Raw genomic sequence first — 15,724 nt, forward strand, 5'->3', positions numbered from 1 at the left:
CCACCGCGCCGCAGCGATCTGAGCAAGCTGCACGGCCGAGTCTGACACTTTCAGCTAGCCATCCCACACGTTTGGTCGACCGGCGCCATCCGGCGTCACCGGACTGCACCGATTCCGCGACAGCCTCTACGACGTAGAGATCCGCCGGGTCATCTGCTCGACGAACGCGATCGAGTCGCTCAACGCCCGCTACCGGCGGGCGATCAAGGCCCGCGGTCACTTCCCGAACGAGCAGGCCGCGTTGAAATGCCTCTACCTCGTGACCCGATCACTGGACCCCACCGGCCACGGTCGGGCACGATGGGCAGTGCGGTGGAAGCCAGCGCTCAACGCGTTCGCGATCACCTTCGCCGACCGATTCCCGGCCGCCGAAACCTACTGATGGAAAACGCCAGAAACACCGTTTACGAGATAGACCCGGTGAATCCTTCTAGCCGCTGACGCGAGCGCCCTACCGGCAGGGAAGTTGGGGCCGGGCTCAGGCGTTTGTCGGCTGTGGTTGAGGTGTGGGTGGTTCGGGGTGGAGCTGGGTTTCCAGGACGCCGGTGGTGGTGACGTCTCGGGCGAGGGCGGCGAGTTTGCGGTGAGTGTGTTGGCTTGCTCGCCGGAGCATGTCGAAGGCTTGGTCAGAGGTGCACTTGTGGGTCATCATCAGGATGCCGATTGCGGCACCGATCTCGCGGTTACTTGTCAGCGCGAGTTCCAGATTGGCCGCCTTGGATCTGAGCCGCTCCCGCTCGATGATCGAGACGCCCAGCTCCACGAGGAGCTGGCCGAGCAGACGACGCTCATCTCCCGGGTCAGGACCGCGGAAGCCCAGCGTCAGCGAGCCGCTGTATCCCCTGCCAGCCTCAGCCGCCATAGGCTGGATCGAAATGACCATGCTGGTATCGGCGGGCTCGGGCCTTGCGGGATGCTCGAGGTGCACGGCGTCCTCACGCTCACGGATGAGCCGCACCGTGCACGTGTCACACACCAGCGGCACCGCCGCGTGCGCGATGGCCGTGAACACCTCGCCGGCATCGGTGGAGGGTGGCAGCTGACTGATCGCCTCAACCACCGAGTCCAGCGCGGCTGAGCCGATCCCCGCAGAGCCGATCCCGGTAGCGGAGGTATGCACAGCGACGGTCGGCAGACCGCGCGGACCGGGGGCCATGGGATCAGGTGTCATCATCAGGTCTGCCTTCGAGTGCAGGGGACCCAGCAGGTCCCAGGGACGGCGAATGCTCAACCCGCCGTCGCGGCTGTCGAGTGAGGTCGAAAGTCGCGGTTTGCTCTCTCTCCCGCTCATTGGACACCACCGGGCCGCAAAGATCGCACACCATCCGCCGCAGGCATGGTGACGAATCAGATATGACGGCGTCGCCGACGTGGCGCCCAGTTCATCCGGAGGTTCCCGTGACACCAACCATTCGCTTCCCGCTTCCCTCCGCCACCAAGGTCAGGACGTGAACCGCGCCGGCTGGGTCAAGCCGGCAAATTCAGCACACGCCGTGCTGCGACTGGCCACGGCCGCCGCTCTGATCATCGACGCCGTCATCCACCTCCAACTCGCCTCGGACTACCAGCTCGCCGCCCCGGGTGGCATCGGCCAGGGCAATCTCTTCCGACTCGAAGCCGTACTCGCTCTCGCTACCGCCGGTTACCTCATCCTCCGCGGCAGCCGGGCGGCGTTCGCCGCAGCCGCCGTGGTCGCGGCCAGCGCACTCGCCGCCGTCCTGCTCTACCGCTACGTCGATGTACCGGCAATCGGCCCTATCCCATCCATGTATGAACCCCTCTGGTTCACCAAGAAAACCATCACCGCTCTCGCCGAGGCCGCTGGCACCCTCACCGCCGTGGCCGGCTTCGCTACCATCCACCGTACGATCCGAAACACCCGCGCACCCGTCCCGACCGCCACCGCGGTGACGACTCCGCGAAGACGAGCACACCGCTGATATCAGAAGGCGGTCCACAGGCCCGTCACACGCGGGCCTGTGCGGGCGCGGTCGAAATGAGCGCTGGGCGCAGGCGCGTGCGGGCGAGTCTGTGGAGAAGCGTCCGCAGGAGTGGATGTACGACGATTCGACCGAGGACAATAACGGTCGCTCCGAGGGCCAAGCCGGCAGCGACATCGTGGGGGTAGTGCGCACCGACGTAGACCCGGCTGAATGCCATGAGCACCGCGACGCACCACGTCAGGACGCCGAGGCGGCGGTTGACATACAGCAAGCCGGTCGCGACCGCTCCAGCCATGGTCGCGTGGTCGGAAGGAAATCCATAGTCCGCCGATCTTCCCACTAATAAAAGGGCGTTCGGGATCGAGGTATACGGTCGCTGTTCGGCCACGGCGTGCACGATCGGCTGGTTCACCGCGACCGCGACCAGTGTTCCGATCCCGGACCAGATGACCGCAGCCATCCGATCGAGGCTGCTCTGTCGACGCGCGAGCCACCACCCCACGGCGATCAGCACCACGAACAGTGCCAGGCCGGCGCCCGCGTATTCCGCGAGGATGCCGTGCAACCACGGAGTGCGCCGGGCAAAGCGGTTGACGAGGAGAAAGTCGCCTGCGTCGCCTAGGTAGTTCTCGGTGAATGAATGAGTCACTGGGTGTCCCGTCGCTACATCAGCTCACCTACATGAATGTAGGAGTTCGATCCCTACAATAGCGTAGGAGCTATGATCCGGGCCGGGCGCCGCGACGAGCACCAGGTGCCGGACGAATTGAAACGGAGGCACCGCAGTGGCCAAGCGGCGTGGGTCAGGCGACCTGGAGTCAGAGGTACTGGCTGCCCTCTGGGCCGCGGACGCGCCGATGACGGCTGGCGACCTACTCGACGCGCTCGATCTCGACCTCGCGTACAACACCGTGCAGACCATCCTCGCCCGCCTGCACGCCAAGGGCGCGGTGCGCCGGCAGTTGAACGGTCGGTCGCACGCCTACACGCCGGTGCTCGATGACGCGGGGCTCGCGGCCAACAGGATGCGGGCCATGCTCGACCGTGGAGGCGACCACGCCGCGGTTCTGACCCGTTTTCTCGGCACACTCACCGCTGAGGAGCAGGCGACGCTGGCTGGCCTGCTGCACGACGAACATTCCGAGAAGCGGGACGGCTGATGCACCTGTCGGTTTATCTTCCCCTGTTGTTCTCGGGAGTTTTCGGCGTTCTCGCCCCACCGTTGGCACGCCGGCTTCCACCAGCCGCCGGTACCTGGTTGCTCAGCGTCGGCGGACTCGTGGCCGCCGCGGGATCGAGCACGTCCCTCGCCCTGCTGGCATTCACCCTCGCCGGTCAGAGTTCACTGCTGTCATCGCGTGGCCACTGGTCGGTCGACTCGCTGCGCCATGTCGATCCGGTCGCTACTCCGGTCGCGGCCGCGGCGCTGGCGGCTCTGGCGATACTGGCGCTCGAGGCGGGTCTTGTCGGCTGGCGGCGAGTTCTCGCGGTGCGCGATGCCTGCCGGCTGGCGGCGCTGCTGCCGGCGCACGGCGGCGAGCTCGCGGTCATTCCGAGCCCAGTTCCGCAGGCCTACGCCGTACCCGGCCGTCCGGGCCGTATCGTCGTCTCAACCAGCTTGCTGCGTCAGTTGAGCGCCGGAGAGCGACGCGCGGTATTGGCCCACGAACGGTCCCACCTCCGCCATCACCACCATGTCCACCAGAGCCTGGCTCAGCTGGCAGCGGCCACGAATCCGCTGCTGTCCCGGCTGCCCGCCGCGGCGGGATCGGCCTGTGAACGATGGGCCGACGAGGATGCCGCTAAGGCAAGCAACCGGGACGTCGTGGCCGAGGCATTGACCCGCGCCGCCACCAGCAAACCTGCCGCGGCCGCCTCAGCGGTGGTGCTCGCGGCTGCCGCCACAGAGATCACCATCCGCGTGGCCGCCCTACGCGCGGCTCCGCTACGCCTGGCGCTATGGCGTCTCGCCCTGCTGGTAGGCCTCCTCGGCGCGACGGTCGCCGCCGTCGCCGAAGCCGCCCATGACACGGAGCGGCTGTTTGAATTCGCCCAGTACGCCTACCGCGCTCAGCACCGTTGACACGAGCAGCACCGTTGACACGAGCAGCACCGCTGACACGAGTTACCGTCAGCAGCCAGACCCCTATGCGTCCAACAGCGTGGGATGTCAGACGCCGGCTGCGGTCACGATGGCGTCGGTGGCAAAGCCGGCAACCAGCCCGAGCAGCATGCCGTACGCGAGCAGATCCGATCGCTTGGCCCGGGAGGCGATGCCTAAGAGCTGTGACACGACGTAGATGATCGAGCCGGCGGCAAGGGTCAGGAACAACACCGACATGGCTTCGCTGGTGAAGCCATGTCCGACCCAGGTGCCGATGAAGGTGGGACCCCCGCCGATCGCAGCCATAGCGAGCAGGAAGGTCCATGAGGGGCGCGCCCCGGTGCCGTCGACCTCGCTGTCGGCTGCTAGCGGTGCCACGATGCCGAAGCCTTCGGTTGCGTTGTGAAGCGCGAATCCGATGACGAGCATGGTGGCGATACCGATGTCATTGCGCGCTGCCGATTGGCCGATGGCCAGGCCTTCGGCGAAGTTGTGCAATCCGATCCCCACCGCGATCAGAAGGGCAAGACGTCGCGAGGCCGTCCAGGTGGCGACGCCGCGAGCCGTCCGCTGAGGCCGTTCATGAACGGACATCGCCCCAGGTCCAACAGGGCGCCGACTCGAAGCATGCGAGAGGTAGCGCTCGTAACCCACCAAAGCCAGCAGACCGGCAGCGAGCCCACCCACGAACAGCGCCCCATAACCGAAGGCCGGCGCCAACCCGCTGTTGTGATCGTGATGCTCGACCAACGCGGCGTCGATCGGTTCCCACGCCGCTGAGAACACGTCCCACACCAGGAAGAGCAGCACACCCACCGCAGTGGCGTTCAAGAAAACCCGCATGCCAGGACGAGGCTTGCGCAGCCGGCCGATCGGCATACCGACCAGGATGGTAATCCCGGCGATAAAGCCCAGCAGCAGCGTCTTTGACAGTTCCACAACATCCCCAGAGGTAAGCCTTACCTAACCTGACACGCCTACACTGCCTCGGAACGGCGCCCGGCGCAAGTCTCCGGCTCAAGTCGCAGCTGCCTCGCTTCCTTGGTCCTTCCGGAGGAAGTTTCGTGTCCAGCGCCCACCAGCCGCAGCGGTAAGTCCGGTCTCACGCTGACCCGCTGATCCACTCTCCACTTCCTGTCACCGTCATTCGCAGGTAAGCACTAGATCGGCCCGGGAGCGCGTGCGCTCGATCAGCTCGGCGTTGCGCTGGTCGGGTCCGTGCGTCCAGGCGGCGGCTGCCTGCGGCGTCTTGCCGAAGCGGATATGCCGGGCGATCAACCGCTGCTGCCGGAGTTGGGTGTCGACCTCGCAGAACCAGACCTCGTCCAGGAGTTCGCGAACGTCACGCCACTCCGGCGCGTCGATAAGCAGGTAGTTTCCTTCGGTGATGACCACTCGGCTCGATCGCGGCACGGGGATGCTTCCGGACACCGGTTGTTCGACGTCGCGGTCGAATGCCGGTGCCCAGACATCTTCCTGGCACTCTCGCAGTCGTCGGAGGAGGGCAGCGTAGCCGCGGGCGTCAAAGGTGTCTGGCGCTCCCTTGCGCTGATCCCGACCCAGGCGGCGTAATTCGATGTCAGCCAGGTGGTAGCCGTCCATCGGAACGTGCGCCACGTGTGAACCGATCCAGGGCCTCGAAGGGTCCCCAGCGAGCTCAACCCGGAATGCCGGCGCCCACGGCGCCTCGTGTTCGACCAGTGCCGCCAGCAGCGCGTGGGCGAGCGTCGTCTTTCCCGAGGCCGGTGCGCCGACGATGCCGATCAGCACGCGCCGTCCGGAACGTTCGCTGATCAGCCGGTCCACCCGGCTGGTCAGCGCTGCCAGATCAACGGCGTCGGATTCCACCCGGCTCACGCAACCGCGGTGCCGAGGAGGATGTGCTCCGTGATGAACTGGTGAGCGTGGCGCGCCAGGTCCGCACCGTCGGCCCACAGGTTTCGCCAGATCGCCAGGTCGTTGGACAGGCCCCGGGCCACCACGGCCGAAGAGAAGCTCTCGAACGTAATCGGTCCCGCGTACCCGATGTCGCTGAGCGCCCGGAAGAACGACGTGAAGTCGATGTGCCCGGAGCCCAGATACCCGCGGTGGTTCTCCCCCACGTGGACGTAACCGAGCCGAGCGCCCACCTCGTGCACCGGGCGGACGAAGTCGTCCTCTTCGATGTTCATGTGGTAGGTGTCCAGATGGATCAGCACGTTGTCCGCGCCGATGTCGTCGGCCAGGCGCAAGGCGTCCCGGGCGGTGTTGATCACGTTCGTCTCATACCTGTTGCAGATCTCGAGACCCAATGTCATCTGGTGTTCCGCCGCCTGGTTTGCCAGATCGCGCAGCACAGACACGACGTTGTCGCGGCCGGCTGGCGTCAGCGGCTGACCATACTTACCCAGGGCGCTGTACAGGGCTCCGGTGAAATGGGTTCCGCCGATGCGGCGAGTCAGCTCCAGTGAGTCCGACAGCAGGGCCGCACCCCGTTTGACGATGTCGGGGTCTTCGCTGGAAACGTCGGCATCGAAGGCGAGCCCCCGTGAGCAGGTGACCTGCAGTCCGGCGTCGGCGAGTTGTTGCCGGGTCGCGTTCACGTCGAGGTTGATGGAGTCATGCAGTGAGAATTCGAGCAGGTCGTATCCCGTCCTCCTGGTCTGGTCGATGGCGGTGGTGACCGACTCAGCAGAGGTGTCGCCGGCCCAGACCAGGGCGTGGATCCCGATGGGGTTACTCATATTCGTGGTCATAGTTCTGTTCTTCTTCCAGTCAGGGGCAGGGTTCAGGAGGCAAGAGCGCCGGTGATGAGGCCGACGATTTCTTCGCCGGTGGTCTCCGCGGTGCGGCGGCCGCCGACGCACCGCCCGGCTCGCATTACCCATACCTGATCGGATAATCGCAGGACCTGCTCGAAGTTGTGACTGATGAGCAGTACCGCGTGGCCGTCGTCGCGCAACGTGGCGATCAACTGCTCCACCTTGCTCGTCTCTTGCACGCCGAGCGCGGCGGTCGGCTCGTCCATGATCACTAATTTGGAGCTGAAGCTGGCCGCGCGGCAGATCGCGACGGCTTGCCGTTGGCCGCCGGAGAGCCGGCGTACCCGTGACGTCACGGCCGGCACATTGACGGCCAGCGTCGACACCATCTGCTGGGCTTCGTTCTTCATGGCGCGCCGGTTCAGCAGCGCGAACGGTGGCCTGCCGTAGACCTTCTCCCGGTTGAGGAAGAGGTTCTGCCAGACGGTGAGATCCTCGACCAGCGCGAGATTCTGGTGAACCGTCTCGATCCCTGCGTTGCGGGCATCATCGGGTGAGTGAAAGGCGATGACCTGCCCATCGAACGTGATCTCGCCAGAGTCGGGTCGGTGAATGCCGCTGATGCAGCGAACCAGCGTTGATTTGCCGGCGCCGTTGTCACCGACGAGCGCGGTGATCTCACCCCGGCGCATGTTCAGGGCGACGTCGCGCAGCGCTCGAACCGGACCGAAGGACAGCGACACGGCATCGACGGTAAGCAGGTCGGCAGCCACGGCTGGTGGTCGTTCTGTGGAAGCAGTCATTTCTGGAACCTCGAGAACAGAGCGGCCAATACCACGACAATGCCGACGGACAGCGGTTGGTAGAACTGCGAGACACCGAGCAGCGTCAGACCGTTGGTCAGCGCTGTCAGCAAGAGGCCGCCCACGACAGGGCCGAAGATGCTGCCGCGGCCACCGACCAGGCTGACCCCACCGAGCACGACGGCCGCGACCGAGTTCAGCAGGTAGGCGGTGTTGGCGGCCGGCTCGGCGGCTCCCACTCGGGAGACCAGCAGAATCGCCGCCACGCCGGCGAGCAGGCCCGCGATCGTGTACACGCCGAGCTTGATCCGGTCGGTGCGGACCCCCGCCGCCCCTGCGGCTTCGGCGGAACCGCCCGTGGCCAGCACGTGGGTGCCGAAGCGTGTCCGGAAGTAGACCACGTCGGCGATGACGGCGATCACGGCAGCGATGATGAACGACCAGCCGAACAAACCCACTCCGCCACTGGAGAGTGTCAGCAAGGTCGAGTTGATGACGGTGGTCGGCTTGCCGTTCGACATGATCAGGGCCACGCCCGAGGCGGCCGAGAGCGTGCCCAGCGTCGCGATGAAGTCGGTGATCTTGCCGCGTGCAACGAGCACACCATTGATAGCACCGAACACCAGGCCGGCGAGCAGCGCGGCGATGCAGGCCAGTATCAGATTGCTGTTCTGCTTGTAGACCAAGCCGAAAACCACCGCGGCGAAGGTCATCACCGACGCAACGGACAGGTCGATGCCGCCCGTCGAGATGACGAAGGTCTGGCCGACACCGAGGACGATCAGAATGGCCGACGAGGTAAGCATCGCCTCGATGTTGCCGCTGGAGAGGAAGGTCGAGTTCGAGGCCTGGAAGACGACGACCAGCACGACGAGGCCGGCCAGCGCCGCCCACTCCGCCCAGAAGCCCACGTCTTTGAGCTGGGCCAGCGCTCCCGAGCGCCGTGGCCCGCCATCAACGTCAGCATGCTCGGCGGTGGCGCTGCCGCTCGGCGCCTTCAGGCCGGTCATCGTGACCACCTGTTCTTCCGCTCGCACCGGCTCACTTGGTGAGCTCGGCAAAGGGATCGGTGTAACTTCCGAACGGCTTGGGCGTCACGGCCAGTGCCTTGGCAGCGTCCGCCTTGGTGACCAGCTCGACCGGCGCGGCGACATTGGCGGGCAACGCCTTTCCGGCGTTCGCCGCCTTGCAGGCCTCGACGCCCATCGCCCCGATGACGTAGGGGTACTGGGCGACGACCGCGTCCAACTGTCCGTCGCGCACCGCCGTGAGCGCGTCCTTGATCCCGTCGACGCTGATGACGTGCACCTTGCCGGTCTTGCCGGCCGTCGCGATTGCCCGAGCTACACCCAGCGCCATGTCGTCGTTGGCGACGAAGAAGCCGCCTAGCTCAGGCTTGGACCGCAGGATGGTCTGCGCCTGGGTGAGCGCCTCCTGCCGGTCCCAGTTGGCGGCGACGGTCTGGCCGAACTTGATGGCCGAGCTGCTTGCGATGCCCTGCTGGAACCCGGTAATCCGGGCCGCGCTGGTGACATCGCCCGCCGTGCCGCCGATTGCGACCACATCTCCCCCGTTGGGCAGCAACTTCGTCATTTCGCTGCCCGCCAATTTGCCGGCCGCGATGTTGTCCGTCCCGATGTAGGTAGCCAACGTCGCGTTCGCGCTCTTGGCCGCCGATGCGTCCACCGGCGAGTCGATATTCACGATCGTCTTCTTCTTCGCGCCGAGCTGCGCGATGCCCTGGACCAGGTTGGTGCCGCTGATCGGGTTCACCACGAAGCAGGAGTAGTTCTGGGTCGCCAGCGCCGCAAGCTTGTCTGCCTGGCCGGTGGTGTCGGTGATCGAGTTTGCCGCTTGCACCTCGACCGAAACCCCGTCAGCGGCTGCCTTGTCTTTGACACCGCTCTCCATGGACTGGAAGAACGGGTTGTCCAAGCCCTTGATGACGACGGCGACTTTGCCCGAGCCGCTTGAGGCGCCCTTGCTGGAATCAGCGCTGGAGCCGCTCGATGAGCAGCCGGTGAGCACGAGCCCCGCAGCGAGCGCGGTCGCGGCCGGAAGGGTCCAGAACGTGGTGGGCGATGGCATGGCGGCTCTCCTACGGGTCAGCAGCTGCATGAGCTCAATGGTTTCGACTAGCGTCAGCATGACTTTAGACTAGGATTATACAAAAGCAACAGCCGCTGTAACATAACCGCAACCGCAGCGTCGAATCACCGAGCTAGGCAGGTTTCCATGACGTCCCACCCCACCGGCCCGAGCGGGCGAGGCGCGCCGACAGCGGACCTGTTCGAGATGCTGACGATGTTCCGTCCGGGGTCCCCGTTGACCCGCGCCGATGTGATCCGCCGGACCGGGTTGTCGCGCTCGACGGCGAATCAGCGCTTGGATGCGCTGATGGCTGCCCGCTTGGTCGTGACGGCGGAGTCGGGCACGTCCACCGGCGGCCGTCCCGCCAGCTTGTTCACTTTCAACCGCAACCGAGGGGTGTTACTCGTCGCCGATATCGGGGCGACCGCCATGCGAGTGGCACTGTGCGACCTCGGAGGCACCGTCCTCACCGAGGTAGAGCAGCGGATGGACGTCTCGGATGGGCCCGTCCCGGTGCTCAGCTGTGTTGGCGACCATTTCGACAAGCTGCTGTCTGACACCGGTCACGTCCCGTCGGACGTCTTGGGGATCGGCTTGGACGTGCCCGGACCCGTTGACTTCTCGTCAGGGCGCGTCGTGAGTCCACCGATCATGACCGGGTGGGATCGCTTCGACATTCCCGGCTGGTTCGTCGCCGGTTACGACTGTCCGGTGGTAGTGGACAAGGACGTCAATGCGATGGCGGTCGGCGAGCATCAGTTCAGCTACCCGGAGATCTCGCATCTGATGATGCTGAAGGTCGGCACCGGCGTCGGCAGCGGGTTGATCGCCAGCGGCAAGGTCCACCGAGGCGCGGACGGCGCGGCCGGCGACATCGGCCACATCCAACTCGCGCTGCCGGACGACGCCGACGGCGAGCCACTGTGCCGCTGCGGCAACACCGGCTGTGTCGAGGCATACGCCGGCGGCTGGGCGATGGCACGCGACCTGCGGGCCAACGGCAACGTCGACGTCCGGAGCGTTGATGACGTCCTCCGGCTCCTTCAGGCCGGCGACGTGTCCGCGCAGCGCCTGTTGCGCCGGGCCGGTCGGATTCTCGGTCGCGCGGTGGCCGATGCGGTGAACCTCTTCAACCCCCGAATCATCGCCGTTTCGGGTCAGCTCGCACACACCGACGAACAGCTCCTGGCCGGGATACGAGAGGTGGTCTACCAACGATCCCTGCCGCTGGCCACCCGCAATCTCCAGATAGTCCGAAGCCGGCTGGATCCGCGCGCGGGCTTGGTCGGGCTGTCTGCGCTGCTGTCCGAAGAGATCTTCTCCGAACACCGGCTCAGCAGGCTGATTATGGAGTAGCCGCCCTACCTGGACACGGCGTGCCCACCGTCAGATACCTCGCGCGGGCACGTCGTCGCTGCCGCATCCGCAGGACTGCCGCACCATGAGGCTGGCGACGATTCGTTCCGTACGAGGGGGTCGGTCGGGGGCAGCCATTCGATCGGTGAGCATCTCGATCGCTCGCTGGCCGATGGTGATCCAGTTCTGGGCCACCGCCGTGAGCGGTGGGTCGATCAGATCGGACCACTCGAAGTCATCGAAGCCGGCCAGCGCCACATCGTCCGGGACGCTGATCCGCGCCTGGCGAAGCCACTTCAACACTCCGACGGTCATGTAGTTGTTCGCCGGGATGATCGCCGTCGGCCGCGGGTGCCGTCGCCAGAGCTGCTCCATCGCTCGACCGGCCTCCCCCGCTGACGAGCCGCCCTCGGCCACCAACCCCGGAATCGGTGTGATCCCGTTGCGCTCCAGTCCTCGCAGATAGCCCTCGCGCCGCTCGCCCGAGGTGGACAGACCAGGGATGCCCGCGATCAGCGCGATACGGGTGTGCCCGTGCCCGGCAAGGTGATCGACGATACCCGCCATCGGCTCGGTGTTGTCCGAGCCGACCTGGTCGAAGTTAGCCGCGTCCACCAGCCGATCGAGCAGCACCACGGGAAGTCCGGACTTGGCGAGCATGGGTAGCGTCTGCTCGCCCGCCCCAGGAGTCGGAGCCAGGATGATGCCGTCGACCCGTCGGTCCAGCAGGGCGTTGACCAGCCGGTATTCCTTCGCCGCATCCTCATGAGTCTCGCCGAGCAGCATCAAGGAGCCGTGGTCGGTGAGCGAGGCCTCTATCGGCATCACCAGGTCGGCGAGATACGGGTTCGATTGTGCGGACAGAGCTACGCCGACCGACTGCGTTCCGGCGCCCCGGGCCAGCGCCCGGGCCAATCGGTTGTGGCGGTACCCCGTCGTCTTGATCGCGTCGTTCACCCGCTGCAGCGTCGTGGGTTCCACCACCCGCGTGCCGTTGATGACATGCGAGACGGTCGACATCGAGACGCCAGCAGTTCTCGCCACATCGCTCATCCGTGCGTTCACGGCCAACCCCTGTTCTGCCAGCGTTATTCTGCCCAGCGTTATCAGACCGGAATCAGCGTAACAGCGAAGCGCTTGCGCAAGCGCTTGCGCCGCGTCCGCGGGGAGGGTTACCCTCCTGTCAACCCGCTGCGGCCTCCCATCGGCCCCGGGTCCCACCAGGAGGAATCAGCATGCGACTCAGCACCCCGACCGCGCGTATCGCCGCGCTCACAGCCACTGCACTCATGGTCCCCGTGGCCTTGGCCGGCTGCACCAGCACCAAGTCCGGGTCCGCCACATCGAGCGGCGGGAGCGGCGGCACCTCCGTCAAGATCGGCCTGGTGACCAAGACCGACTCGAATCCGTACTTCGTCTCCATGCGCTCCGCCGCGCAGAAGGAAGCGTCGAAGATGGGCGCTCAACTCGTGGCGGCAGCCGGAACCGCGGACGGCGACAACGCCAGCCAGGTCACGGCGATCGAGAACATGATGGCCTCCGGCGTCAAGGCCATTCTGGTCACGCCCAACGACTCCAAGGCCATCGTTCCGACGTTGCTCGCCGCGCAGCAGAAGGGCATCTTCGTCGCCGCCCTGGACACGCAGACAGAGGGCAACAAGGGCGTTGACGCCACCTGGGCCACCGACAACACCAAGGCCGGCGTGGAACAGGGTGCCTACGTCAAGGCCGCCCTGGCAGGCAAGACACCGGTGCTGGCGATGCTTGACCTGCAGCCGGGCGTCTCCGTCGGCGATCAACGCCACAACGGCTTTCTCACCGGCCTCGGCGTCCCCGACGGCAGCAAGGAGATCGCCGGTAAGCAGGACACGAATGGCGACCAGGCCAAGGGCCAGACCGCGATGGAGAACCTGCTGCAGAAGAACGGCAACATCAACTCGGTGTACACCATCAATGAGCCTGCCGCGATCGGCGCGTACACGGCACTGAAGAACGCTGGCAAGGCCAATTCCGTGGTGCTGGGCTCCATCGACGGCGGCTGCACCGGAGTGCAGGCGGTCAAGGACGGCAAGATCGCCGCGACCGTCATGCGGTTTCCTTCCAAGATGGCCACCGCGGGCGTGGACGCGGCCGTCGCATTCGCCAAGAACGGAGCCAAGCCGTCGGTGCCGGCGTCGGGCTACATCGACACCGGCGTCCAGCTGATCACCGACAAGCCGCTCGGTGGCCTCGCCGCCAAGGACACCACCTGGGGCCTGCAGAACTGCTGGGGCGGCGCTTCTTGACCGGGAGTGCCGGCGTCAGCTCGCCGCTGCGCCGCGAAGCCCGGCCGGGCAACCGAAACCGGCGCAGACCTCTCGGCGGGGGACCGCGCTATCGCAGCATTCCGAATCGAAAGGCTGAAGAATGACCGACTCGCTCCAGCTAGCCGGCGAGAAAGCCGCCGCAGTCCCGGACACCTCCGGCACACGTGCCGCGACCGTGGCTGACCGGTTCTTTCGCAACCCCGTCCTCGGACCGCTGTCAGCCTTGATCCTGGCAGTCGTGGGATTCTCGATCTTCACTCAGAATTTCCTGAGCGTCGACAACACCTCGCTGATCCTGCAGCAGTCAGTCGTTGTCGGCACGCTCGCGCTGGGCCAGACCGTCATCATCCTCACCGGCGGCATCGACTTGGCCAACGGCGCGATCATGGTGCTGGGAACTCTGGTCGTCGCCAAGCTGGCATCCGGGCACGCGGGTTTGCAGATCCCCGCGCTGCTCATCGGCTTCGTCGTCTGCGCGGCGCTCGGTCTCATCTCCGGGCTCATCGTGTCGCGGCTCGGACTGCCGCCTTTCATCGTCACGCTCGGCCTGCTCACCATTCTGACGTCGGTGTCGCGCCTCTATACCAAGGAGACGGTGCTGGTCGACAATGGTCCGCTGACGGTGCTGTCCAAAGGTGGATACCTGTTCGGCAAGTTCCAGATCACCTTTGGCGTCCTACTGGTTCTGGTGAGTGTGGCCGTACTGCACTTCGCACTCACCAGAACCGCGTGGGGACGCCACGTCTACGCCGTGGGAAACAACGACCTCGCCGCCAAGCGCACCGGGATCAACGTGCGCCGGGTGCTGCTTTCGGTGTACGTGCTGGCTGGGGTGCTGTACGCCCTGGCCGCCTGGCAGGCATTCGGACGGAGTCCCGCGACCTCGCCGAACGCTTATCCGACGGCCAATCTGGATACCATCACGGCCGTCGTCATCGGTGGCACGAGCCTTTTCGGTGGCCGCGGAACCGTACTCGGGAGCTACCTCGGCGCGCTCATCGTGCTGGTGCTGCAGTCCGGGCTGACCCAGGCGGGTATCGACCCGCTCTATCAGAACATCGTCACCGGTGTGCTCGTCATCGCCGCCGTCGCATTGGATTCCATCACCAGGAAGAAGGCCCGATGAACGAGACCGTGCTCGAGGCGCGCAACATCGTCAAACGCTACGGCCACGTCACCGCGGTCGCCGGCGCCGATTTCGACCTGCGGGCCGGCGAGGTCCTGGCTGTCATCGGTGACAACGGTGCGGGCAAATCGAGCCTCATCAAGGTGTTGTCGGGTGACGTCATTCCCGACGCGGGAGAGGTCCTGCTGGAAGGCCAGCCGGTCCAGTTCCGCAGCCCGCACGACGCCCAGAAGGCCGGCATAGAAACCGTCTATCAAGATCTGGCCATGGCACCCGCCCTCGACATCGCCACCAACCTCTTTCTCGGACGAGAGGTCCGGCGCAAAGGACCGCTGGGATCGGTGCTCCGGATGCTCGACGTGAAAGAGATGCGTTCTCGATCCCGTAAGCAGATGGACGAGCTGGGCATCACGACGCTGCAGTCCATCACCCAACCGGTCGACAGTCTGTCCGGTGGCCAGCGACAGACGGTGGCGGTGGCGCGGGCGGCGGCGTTCGGACGGAAAGTCGTGATCATGGACGAGCCGACCGCCGCACTCGGCGTACGCGAGTCCAAGGGCGTGCTCGATCTGATCAAGCGCATCAGCGCGACCGGCATCCCGGTCGTGCTGATAAGCCATGACATCCCTGCCGTATTCGAGGTTGCCGACCGCATTCATATTCACCGGCTCGGCCGCCGCGCCGCGGTGGTCCGGCCGCAGGACCACAGCATGAACGAAGTGGTCGGCATCATGACCGGAGCTCTGCCAGCACCTACCGCGCAGAATGACACGGTGTCCTCGTGAGCGTGGTCGTCGGATACGTGCCCGACGCAACCGGTTATCTTGCAATCACCGAAGCGGCGCGCCAAGCCACGTGGCGTCAGACCGACGTAGTTGTCGTCAACGCTGTCGACCAGGCGGGTTACCTCCGACCTACCGCGGCCGACACGTTGGATCTCGACGCGTTGATGGCACGTTTGAGTGCCGACGGCGTACCGCATGCGGTTCGGCACGTCGATCTCGCCGCGGGCGGTCATCCCTCGGATGCGATCCTTGCGGTCGCGGCCGAGGTCAGTGCCGAACTGCTGGTGATAGGTCTGCACCGGCGCTCACCGGTGGGAAAGGCTCTTCTCGGGAGCAACGCGCAACGCGTCCTGAGGGATGCGGTGTGCCCGGTGCTCGCGGTCCGCGCGACGGGCGCCGGCTGAGGACCCGCTCGGCAGAGCGTTTGGTGGCACGGATGGCACGCGGTGAGGTCAGGCGGTGACCGGAA

At 66.0% G+C, this 15,724-nt stretch carries 17 protein-coding genes and 1 pseudogene; 9 read left to right on the plus strand and 9 right to left on the minus strand.

Going from position 1 to position 15,724, the window contains the following annotated elements; translation table 11 throughout:
- Positions 1–127: 127 nt before the first annotated feature.
- A pseudogene (locus RM423_RS09275) lies at positions 128–382 on the plus strand (transposase); the annotation flags it as partial.
- A 96-nt stretch (positions 383–478) separates the two neighbouring features.
- Here RM423_RS09275 and RM423_RS09280 read toward each other — a convergent pair.
- A complete protein-coding gene (locus tag RM423_RS09280) occupies positions 479–1,291 on the minus strand; it encodes an ANTAR domain-containing protein (protein WP_311422738.1) in 813 nt (270 codons plus the stop codon).
- Between the two features lie 157 nt (positions 1,292–1,448).
- Here RM423_RS09280 and RM423_RS09285 point away from each other — a divergent pair, with 157 nt between their 5' ends.
- Positions 1,449–1,940, plus strand: coding sequence for a hypothetical protein (locus RM423_RS09285; protein ID WP_311422739.1), 492 nt, complete (start codon positions 1,449–1,451; stop codon positions 1,938–1,940).
- 25 nt (positions 1,941–1,965) lie between these two features.
- Here RM423_RS09285 and RM423_RS09290 read toward each other — a convergent pair whose 3' ends face one another.
- On the minus strand, positions 1,966–2,592 hold the full coding sequence (locus RM423_RS09290) for a phosphatase PAP2 family protein (RefSeq protein ID WP_311422740.1): 627 nt from the start codon (positions 2,590–2,592) through the stop codon (positions 1,966–1,968).
- Between the two features lie 136 nt (positions 2,593–2,728).
- Between RM423_RS09290 and RM423_RS09295 the strand changes: the two genes are divergently transcribed.
- Both RM423_RS09295 and RM423_RS09300 read left to right on the plus strand, forming a co-directional pair.
- A complete protein-coding gene (locus RM423_RS09295; protein WP_311422741.1) occupies positions 2,729–3,103 on the plus strand; it encodes a BlaI/MecI/CopY family transcriptional regulator in 375 nt (124 codons plus the stop codon).
- A gap of 26 nt (positions 3,104–3,129) precedes the next feature.
- A complete protein-coding gene (locus RM423_RS09300; RefSeq protein ID WP_311422742.1) occupies positions 3,130–4,026 on the plus strand; it encodes a M48 family metalloprotease in 897 nt (298 codons plus the stop codon).
- An 87-nt stretch (positions 4,027–4,113) separates the two neighbouring features.
- On the opposite strand, the gene RM423_RS09305 is transcribed toward RM423_RS09300, so the two are convergent.
- The 6 genes from RM423_RS09305 to RM423_RS09330 form a co-directional block, all read right to left on the minus strand.
- Positions 4,114–4,986: a ZIP family metal transporter gene (locus RM423_RS09305; RefSeq protein ID WP_311422743.1), complete on the minus strand. Its 873-nt coding sequence runs from the start codon at positions 4,984–4,986 to the stop codon at positions 4,114–4,116.
- Between the two features lie 204 nt (positions 4,987–5,190).
- Positions 5,191–5,904, minus strand: coding sequence for a nucleoside/nucleotide kinase family protein (locus tag RM423_RS09310; protein WP_311422744.1), 714 nt, complete (start codon positions 5,902–5,904; stop codon positions 5,191–5,193).
- On the minus strand, positions 5,901–6,770 hold the full coding sequence (locus RM423_RS09315; protein ID WP_311422745.1) for a sugar phosphate isomerase/epimerase family protein: 870 nt from the start codon (positions 6,768–6,770) through the stop codon (positions 5,901–5,903). The genes RM423_RS09310 and RM423_RS09315 overlap by 4 nt, the downstream gene beginning before the upstream one ends.
- 44 nt (positions 6,771–6,814) lie before the next feature.
- Positions 6,815–7,591, minus strand: coding sequence for an ATP-binding cassette domain-containing protein (locus RM423_RS09320; protein ID WP_311422746.1), 777 nt, complete (start codon positions 7,589–7,591; stop codon positions 6,815–6,817).
- Entirely contained in the window at positions 7,588–8,601 is a 1,014-nt protein-coding gene (locus RM423_RS09325) for an ABC transporter permease (RefSeq protein WP_311422747.1), read from the minus strand. Before RM423_RS09325 ends, RM423_RS09320 begins: the two co-directional genes overlap by 4 nt.
- Positions 8,602–8,632: 31 nt before the next feature.
- The gene (locus RM423_RS09330; RefSeq protein ID WP_311422748.1) at positions 8,633–9,679 is read right to left on the minus strand and encodes a substrate-binding domain-containing protein; all 1,047 of its coding nucleotides are present in this window, start codon (positions 9,677–9,679) and stop codon (positions 8,633–8,635) included.
- Positions 9,680–9,826: 147 nt separating this feature from the next.
- Between RM423_RS09330 and RM423_RS09335 the strand changes: the two genes are divergently transcribed.
- Positions 9,827–11,038 carry an ROK family transcriptional regulator gene (locus RM423_RS09335; protein ID WP_311422749.1) on the plus strand — a complete coding sequence of 404 codons (1,212 nt, stop codon included), beginning with the start codon at positions 9,827–9,829 and terminating at the stop codon, positions 11,036–11,038.
- A 30-nt stretch (positions 11,039–11,068) separates the two neighbouring features.
- On the opposite strand, the gene RM423_RS09340 is transcribed toward RM423_RS09335, so the two are convergent.
- Positions 11,069–12,091, minus strand: coding sequence for a LacI family DNA-binding transcriptional regulator (locus tag RM423_RS09340; protein ID WP_396327667.1), 1,023 nt, complete (start codon positions 12,089–12,091; stop codon positions 11,069–11,071).
- A gap of 182 nt (positions 12,092–12,273) precedes the next feature.
- On the opposite strand from RM423_RS09340, the gene RM423_RS09345 reads away from it, so the two are divergent.
- From RM423_RS09345 to RM423_RS09360, 4 genes are all read left to right on the plus strand, one after another.
- Positions 12,274–13,323 carry a substrate-binding domain-containing protein gene (locus tag RM423_RS09345; RefSeq protein ID WP_311422751.1) on the plus strand — a complete coding sequence of 350 codons (1,050 nt, stop codon included), beginning with the start codon at positions 12,274–12,276 and terminating at the stop codon, positions 13,321–13,323.
- A gap of 121 nt (positions 13,324–13,444) precedes the next feature.
- On the plus strand, positions 13,445–14,470 hold the full coding sequence (locus RM423_RS09350) for an ABC transporter permease (protein ID WP_311422752.1): 1,026 nt from the start codon (positions 13,445–13,447) through the stop codon (positions 14,468–14,470).
- Complete coding sequence (locus RM423_RS09355) at positions 14,467–15,255, plus strand: ATP-binding cassette domain-containing protein (protein ID WP_311422753.1); 789 nt, start codon at positions 14,467–14,469, stop codon at positions 15,253–15,255. Before RM423_RS09350 ends, RM423_RS09355 begins: the two co-directional genes overlap by 4 nt.
- Entirely contained in the window at positions 15,252–15,659 is a 408-nt protein-coding gene (locus RM423_RS09360) for a universal stress protein (protein WP_311422754.1), read from the plus strand. The genes RM423_RS09355 and RM423_RS09360 overlap by 4 nt, the downstream gene beginning before the upstream one ends.
- Positions 15,660–15,724: the final 65 nt, after the last annotated feature.

Origin of the sequence: Jatrophihabitans lederbergiae, assembly GCF_031845305.1 — a bacterium.
Classification (GTDB): domain Bacteria; phylum Actinomycetota; class Actinomycetes; order Mycobacteriales; family Jatrophihabitantaceae; genus Jatrophihabitans_A; species Jatrophihabitans_A lederbergiae.